The sequence below is a fragment of the Streptomyces sp. NPDC057638 genome (assembly GCF_042800315.1).
GTDB lineage: Bacteria > Actinomycetota > Actinomycetes > Streptomycetales > Streptomycetaceae > Streptomyces.
Map to the genome: position 1 here is coordinate 1 of NZ_JBHVHF010000377.1, position 6,456 is coordinate 6,456.

6 protein-coding genes are annotated in these 6,456 nt (G+C 72.6%); 2 read left to right on the top strand and 4 right to left on the bottom strand.

Annotation, left to right across the window (positions count from 1 at the left end; genetic code table 11):
- Positions 1–133: 133 nt before the first annotated feature.
- Together ACFVIM_RS31235 and ACFVIM_RS31240 are read right to left on the bottom strand one after the other, a co-directional pair.
- Entirely contained in the window at positions 134–892 is a 759-nt protein-coding gene (locus ACFVIM_RS31235; protein WP_384308534.1) for a DUF3017 domain-containing protein, read from the bottom strand.
- 33 nt (positions 893–925) lie between these two features.
- A complete protein-coding gene (locus ACFVIM_RS31240) occupies positions 926–1,804 on the bottom strand; it encodes a bifunctional methylenetetrahydrofolate dehydrogenase/methenyltetrahydrofolate cyclohydrolase (protein WP_384308537.1) in 879 nt (292 codons plus the stop codon).
- Positions 1,805–2,267: 463 nt separating this feature from the next.
- Between ACFVIM_RS31240 and ACFVIM_RS31245 the strand changes: the two genes are divergently transcribed.
- The gene (locus ACFVIM_RS31245) at positions 2,268–2,903 is read left to right on the top strand and encodes a hypothetical protein (RefSeq protein ID WP_384308540.1); all 636 of its coding nucleotides are present in this window, start codon (positions 2,268–2,270) and stop codon (positions 2,901–2,903) included.
- A 176-nt stretch (positions 2,904–3,079) separates the two neighbouring features.
- Here ACFVIM_RS31245 and purH read toward each other — a convergent pair whose 3' ends face one another.
- Together purH and purN are read right to left on the bottom strand one after the other, a co-directional pair.
- A complete protein-coding gene (gene purH / locus ACFVIM_RS31250) occupies positions 3,080–4,660 on the bottom strand; it encodes a bifunctional phosphoribosylaminoimidazolecarboxamide formyltransferase/IMP cyclohydrolase (protein WP_384308544.1) in 1,581 nt (526 codons plus the stop codon).
- A complete protein-coding gene (purN, locus tag ACFVIM_RS31255) occupies positions 4,657–5,295 on the bottom strand; it encodes a phosphoribosylglycinamide formyltransferase (RefSeq protein ID WP_384308547.1) in 639 nt (212 codons plus the stop codon). The genes purH and purN overlap by 4 nt, the downstream gene beginning before the upstream one ends.
- Positions 5,296–5,631: 336 nt before the next feature.
- On the opposite strand from purN, the gene ACFVIM_RS31260 reads away from it, so the two are divergent.
- Complete coding sequence (locus tag ACFVIM_RS31260) at positions 5,632–6,384, top strand: hypothetical protein (RefSeq protein WP_384308550.1); 753 nt, start codon at positions 5,632–5,634, stop codon at positions 6,382–6,384.
- Positions 6,385–6,456: the final 72 nt, after the last annotated feature.

Below are 6,456 nucleotides of genomic sequence, written 5' to 3' on the forward strand. Positions count from 1 at the left end.
GACGGGGGAGAGGACGGGCGCCGGTGCTGTCGTGTGAGCGTGGCCGTTCAGCCGAAGTTCATGGAGAGTTCGCCGCTCCGACCGCTCCCACCCTTCAGACCGGGACCGCTCCCACCGCGTCGACCGGGACCGCTCACACCGTGCCGTCCGAACGGACCGTGAACCGCACCAGGTCCTCCAGGAAGGGCAGCTCAAGCCAGGGCTGCGGCTGCACGGTCAGGGCCAGCAGCGTGATCGCCACCCCCAGCAGTCCGTACGTCACCATGTCCGTGAAGCGCGACCGGACCGCCAGCATGCCGACCGAGGGCAGCACCCGGCGCAGCACACCGCCGACCAGCAGCGCCACCCCGACGATGAGCGTCCCGACGCGGAACGCCTGCGGGAACGGGTCGAGCCCGACGATCAGCAGCCCGAGGCCCACCAGCGAGAGCACGGTCAGCAACGGCCACTGACGGGCGGGCGCGGGCGCGTCACCGGGCGCCGCCCGGCCGCCGCCCTCGGGGCGGGCGGTGTCGGTGGTGAGCTTGGGCGGGCGCCGGGAGCCGGGCCGGGTGGACCCGGTGTCAGCGGTGTCGGTCGCGGTGTCGGCGTCGGCGGTGCCGGTAGGGGCGTCGGAGTCGGCAGCGGTCCCGGTGCCGGGTTCGCCCGGCGACGCGTCGTCATCGGACGGGCCCGCCGAACCGGTGGCACCCGGTTTCCCCGCCGCACCCGTCGATCCCGCCGCACCCTTCGATTCCGCCGGAGCCGTCGAACCGGCCGGATCCGGCGTGCCGTTGGCGTCCGCCGCGCCCGCCGGGGCGCCCGTCTCCGGCTGGTCCCCGGCGGCCGGGCCGGTCCTCTCCGTACCTCCGCCGGAGGCGTCCCGGCGGTCCCCGTTCGTCCCTGCGCCCATCGCGCGGTCTCTCCCTCTCAGGCTCTCGGGCTCTCAGGCCGTGGTGGCGGAAGCGTCCAGACCGGCCGCGCGCTCGGCCGCCTCGACCACGTTCACCAGGAGCTGGGCGCGGGTCATCGGGCCGACGCCGCCGGGGTTGGGGGCGACCCAGCCCGCGACCTCGGTCACGCCGGGGTGGACATCGCCGACGATCTTGCCGTTCTCGTCCCGGCTGACACCGACGTCCAGCACGGCCGCGCCCGGCTTCACATCCTCGGGCTTCACCAGGTGCGGCACGCCCGCCGCCGCCACGATGATGTCGGCCTGGCGCAGATGGGAGGCGAGATCGCGGGTACCGGTGTGGCACTGGGTGACCGTGGCGTTCTCGGACTTACGGGTGAGGACCAGCGGCATCGGGCGGCCGATGGTGATCCCGCGCCCGACGACGACCACATGGGCGCCGTTGATCTCCACGCCGTGACGGCGCAGCAGCTGCACGATGCCGTACGGGGTGCAGGGCAGCGGCCCCGGCACCCCGAGCACCAGACGGCCCAGGCTGGTCGGGTGGAGCCCGTCCGCGTCCTTCGCCGGGTCCATCAGCTCCAGCACCCGGTTGGTGTCGATGCCCTTCGGCAGCGGGAGCTGGACGATGTACCCGGTGCACTCGGGGTTCTCGTTCAGCTCGCGGACGACCGCCTCGATCTCCTCCTGGGTGGCGGTCTCCGGCAGCTCGCGCTGGATGGAGGCGATGCCGACCTGGGCACAGTCGCGGTGCTTGCCGTTGACGTACCAGCGGCTGCCCGGGTCATCACCGACGAGGAGGGTGCCGAGACCGGGAGTCACACCCTTCTCCTTGAGGGCCGCCACGCGGGCGGTCAGTTCGGACTTGATCGCTGCTGCGGTGGCCTTGCCATCCAGAGTCTGGGCAGTCATGTCCCCATCTTCGCGGATGGGCCCGCCCGGGGACCAATTCCCCCCGCGCTCCCCCTTCTCCCACGGCTCCGCCCGCCTGCCGCCTCCCGCCTCCGGCTTCGGCTGGCTTGCCGTTTCCGTTTCCGTTTCCGCTTCCGTTTCCGTTCCGCTTCCTTTCCGCCGCCGTTCCGCTTCCTTTCTGCCGCCGATCCGCCGCCGATCCGCTCCGACTCCGCTTCTATCGCGAACGGTTCGGCGCGCGCGCTGGCCGCGCCCGGCGCGCGAGGACCCGCCCACCCCACCCCGCACCCGGTTGCACTTGCACAACACATACGACTATCAGCTGGACAAAACGCCGAGGACAGGCCCACGATGACCGCGCAGTGCCGCGGGAAGGCTGGGGGGACGAACCGCTCGTCGTGCGATCACGCACCTCCACTCGGACCGCGCAGTCCCCGCACGAACCGACGGAGGAAGTCCCGCCATGAGCTTCGGCGACCCGAAGAGCCCCTACGACCCCCCGCAGCAGCCGCAGCAGCCGCCCGCGGGAGGCCAGCCGGGCTACGGCACCCCTCAGCAGGGTCAGCCGAACTACGGCTACCCCCCGCAGGGCCAGCCCGGCTACGGCTACCCGGCGGCACCGCCGCTCCAGCCCTACGGCGACGGCGGCTACGGCGGCGGCTACGGCGGCGCGCCGCTCACCATGCCCGGGACCGTGAAGGCCGCCCGCGTGATGACCTGGGTCATCGTCGCCCTCCAGGTCCTCGGCGCGGGCTTCATGTTCCTGACCGCCGTCGCGATCGAGAAGGCGAAGGACGACCCCCAGCTCAAGGACGACATCCAGTTCCAGGACCTGGCGGAGTTCTCGACCGGCGCGGTCTACCTCATCGCCTTCCTGGCCCTGCTGTGGGCCGTGTTCGCGGTCGTCCTGGCGCTGAAGTTCGCCAAGGGCGGCAACGGCGTCCGCATCGCCATCATGGTCTTCGCGATCATCACGGCGGCGCTCGGTATCTACCCGTTCATCGTGATCGGCCTGGTGCACACCGTGCTCGGCGTGCTGATCGCGGTCTTCGTGGGCAAGTCGGACGGCGGCGCCTGGTTCAACCGGCCGCGCGTCTGAGGCGGTCACACCACGTCAGACATACGGGGAGGCCCGGGTCCTGGACACACCAAGGGACCCGGGCCTCCCCGTTTCCGTAGGCGTACGTTCCGTAGGCGAGTCCGTAGGCGTACGGAACGTACGTGAGCCCGTAGGCGTACGGAACGTACGTGAGCCGCCGCGCGGCGGCGGGGCCGTCAGTGGAAGAAGTGGCGGGTGCCGGTGAAGTACATCGTCACGCCCGCCTTCCGGGCGGCCTCCACGACCTGCTCGTCACGGACCGAGCCGCCGGGCTGGACCACCGCGCGCACCCCGGCGGCGGTGAGGATCTCCAGGCCGTCCGGGAACGGGAAGAAGGCGTCCGAGGCGGCGAAGGCGCCCCGGGCCCGCTCCTCGCCCGCCCGCTCGACGGCGAGCTTGGCCGAGTCCACCCGGTTGACCTGGCCCATGCCCACGCCGACCGAGGCACCGTCCTTCGCCAGCAGGATGGCGTTGGACTTCACCGCGCGGCAGGCCCGCCAGGCGAAGGCCAGCTCCGCCAGCTCCGCCCCCGACAGCGCCTCGCCGGTGGCGAGGGTCCACTGGGCCGGGTCGTCGCCGGGCGCCTGGAGCCGGTCGGTGACCTGCACCAGCGCACCGCCGTCGACCGGCCGGACCTCGGTGAGCGAGGCGGGCGGCTCCGGGCAGCGCAGCACGCGGATGTTCTTCTTGCGGGCGAGCACCTCGACCGCGCCGTCCTCGTACCCCGGGGCCACGATGACCTCGGTGAAGATCTCGGCGACCTGCTCGGCCAGCGCCACCGACACCGGGCGGTTGACCGCGATCACACCGCCGAAGGCGGAGAGCGGGTCACAGGCGTGGGCCTTGCGGTGGGCCTCGGCGACATCCGCGCCGACGGCGATCCCGCACGGGTTGGCGTGCTTGATGATCGCCACACAGGGCTCGGTGTGGTCGTAGGCGGCGCGGCGGGCGGCCTCGGTGTCCGTGTAGTTGTTGTAGGACATCTCCTTGCCGTGGAGCTGCTCGGCCTCGGCCAGGCCCCCGGTGCCGCTGGTGTAGAGGGCGGCGCCCTGGTGCGGGTTCTCGCCGTAGCGCAGCACGGTGGAGCGGTCGTAGGTGACGCCCACGAAGGCCGGGAAGCCGGAGTCGTCGGCGGGCGCGTAGCCGTCGGCGAACCAGGAGGCCACGGCCACGTCGTACGCGGCGGTGTGGCGGAACGCCTCGGCGGCCAGGCGCTTGCGGGCGCCCAGGTCGAAGCCGCCCCCGGCGACGGCGGTCAGGACGTCCCCGTACCGCTCGGGGCTGGTGACCACGGCGACCGACGGGTGGTTCTTGGCGGCGGCGCGGACCATCGAGGGGCCGCCGATGTCGATCTGCTCCACGCACTCGTCGGGCGAGGCGCCGGAGGCGACCGTCTCACGGAAGGGGTAGAGGTTGACCACCACCAGGTCGAAGGGCTCCACCCCCAGCTCCGCGAGCTGCTCCCGGTGGGAGTCGAGCCGCAGATCGGCGAGGATCCCGGCGTGCACCCGGGGGTGGAGGGTCTTCACCCGGCCGTCGAGGCACTCGGGGAAGCCGGTCAGCTCCTCCACCTTGGTGACCGGGACCCCGGCCGCGGCGATCCGTCCGGCGGTGGAGCCGGTGGAGACCAGCTCCACCCCCGCCGCGTGCAGGCCCTGGGCGAGGTCCTCCAGGCCCGTCTTGTCGTACACGCTGACCAGCGCCCGCCGGATGGCACGCCTCTCGGTCACACCGGACTCAGTAGCGTCAACAGTCACGGGAAAACAACCTTTCGTCCCTCAATGCGACAGCCGTGGCGGGCGATTCGCCCCACGACCTCGACGAGCAGCGTGCGCTCGACGTCCTTGATGCGCTCATGGAGAGCGGCTTCGTCGTCCTCGTCCCGGATCTCGACCACGCCCTGCGCGATGATCGGGCCGGTGTCGACGCCCTCGTCGACGAAGTGGACGGTGCATCCGGTGACCTTCGCCCCGTACGCGAGCGCGTCACGCACACCGTGGGCGCCGGGGAAGCTGGGCAGCAGGGCGGGATGGGTATTGATCAGCCGTCCGCCGAAGCGGGCGAGGAACTCCCTGCCCACGATCTTCATAAAGCCCGCCGAGACCACCAGATCCGGATCGTGGGCGGCGGTGGCCTCGGCCAGCGCCTCATCCCAGGCGTCACGGGTCGGATAGTCCTTCACCCGGCGGACAAAGGTCGGCAGACCGGCGCGCTCGGCGCGCTCAAGACCGGCGATCCCGGCCCGGTCCGCCCCCACCGCGACGATCTCGGCGCCGAAGCCCTCCGGATCGTCGGCGACGGCGTCGAGGAGGGCCTGGAGATTGGTCCCGGAGCCGGAGACCAGCACCACCAGACGGGCGGGACGGCGGACGGAGGGGGGCGGGGAGGCCACGGTGGGTCTCTTTCTCGCGTACGGATCCCCGCGCGCGGGCCGTGCGTACGGACGCGGGTCGGCGCCCTCGCCCGGTACCGGGTGCGGGGATGTGCGGCTTTGTATGGTCGTACGAACGGGTCGCGCTCCCCCATACGGGGAACTCTACGAAGAGACCGACCGTCAGCAACGATACCGGCACACCAGACGGCCCCCACGGGACGGGGGCCGGGCCGGGAGGTAGCGTCAGGGGACAGCAACGCCCGCCCCTGGCGGGCACACGACACAAGACCCCTGGATGCGCCGGGGCCGCAGAGGCGCTGGTCGCACCGGGTCTGAGGGGAAGACGTTCACCAGATGCGGGACCGACGCCGCCGTACCGACCTCCTGTTGCCGCGGGAGCGCCAGTCCACCGATGACAACAACCCCTACGCCCCGCCGCCGGAGGGGCACCCGGACCAGCCGTGGCAGCCCCGGCATCCGTCCGGGGAGGGGAAGGATCCCAACGGATCCTCCGGTTCCGGGGACTCGGGTGGCTCCGGGGACTCCTCCGGTTCCTCCTCCGAGGGGCGCGGCGGCTGGGGCGGCCAGTGGAGCTCCCGCCAGCCCGGCCGCTCGGGCGGCGGCTTCGGCGGGCGGCCCGGCGACCGCGACCAGCGGCCCGGCGGGCCGTCCGGACTGCGCTGGGACCCGACCGACCCCGTCCAGCGCCGGGCCCGCTACGCCCTGCTCTCCGGTATGTGGGCCTTCTTCTTCGCGATCTTCGACTTCACGGAGATCGCCCTGCTGCTCGGGGCGCTCTCGGTCTACTGGGCGATCAGCTCGCTGCGCGCCAAGGACCAGCGACGCCCGGACCCGAACACTCCGGCACCCGCCGCGACCGCGGCGACCCCGGCCGGCGGGGTGGCGCGCTCCCAGCGGACGGCGGCCGTCACCGGTCTGGTCATGGGCGGGATAGCGCTGGTGATCGTGGCGGCGACCTACTCGGCGCAGATCATCTACCGGGACTTCTACACCTGTGAGCGGGACGCCCTGACGAAGGAGGGCCAGGTGGCGTGCAACGAGAAGCTGCCGGAGCCGCTGCGGGACGTGCTCGGGGTCAAGGAGTAGCGGGAACGCCCCCGGCCGCCGTACGGGCGCCGGGGCAGGTGTCGTGACAGACGCCCGTCGCCACGCTTGTCG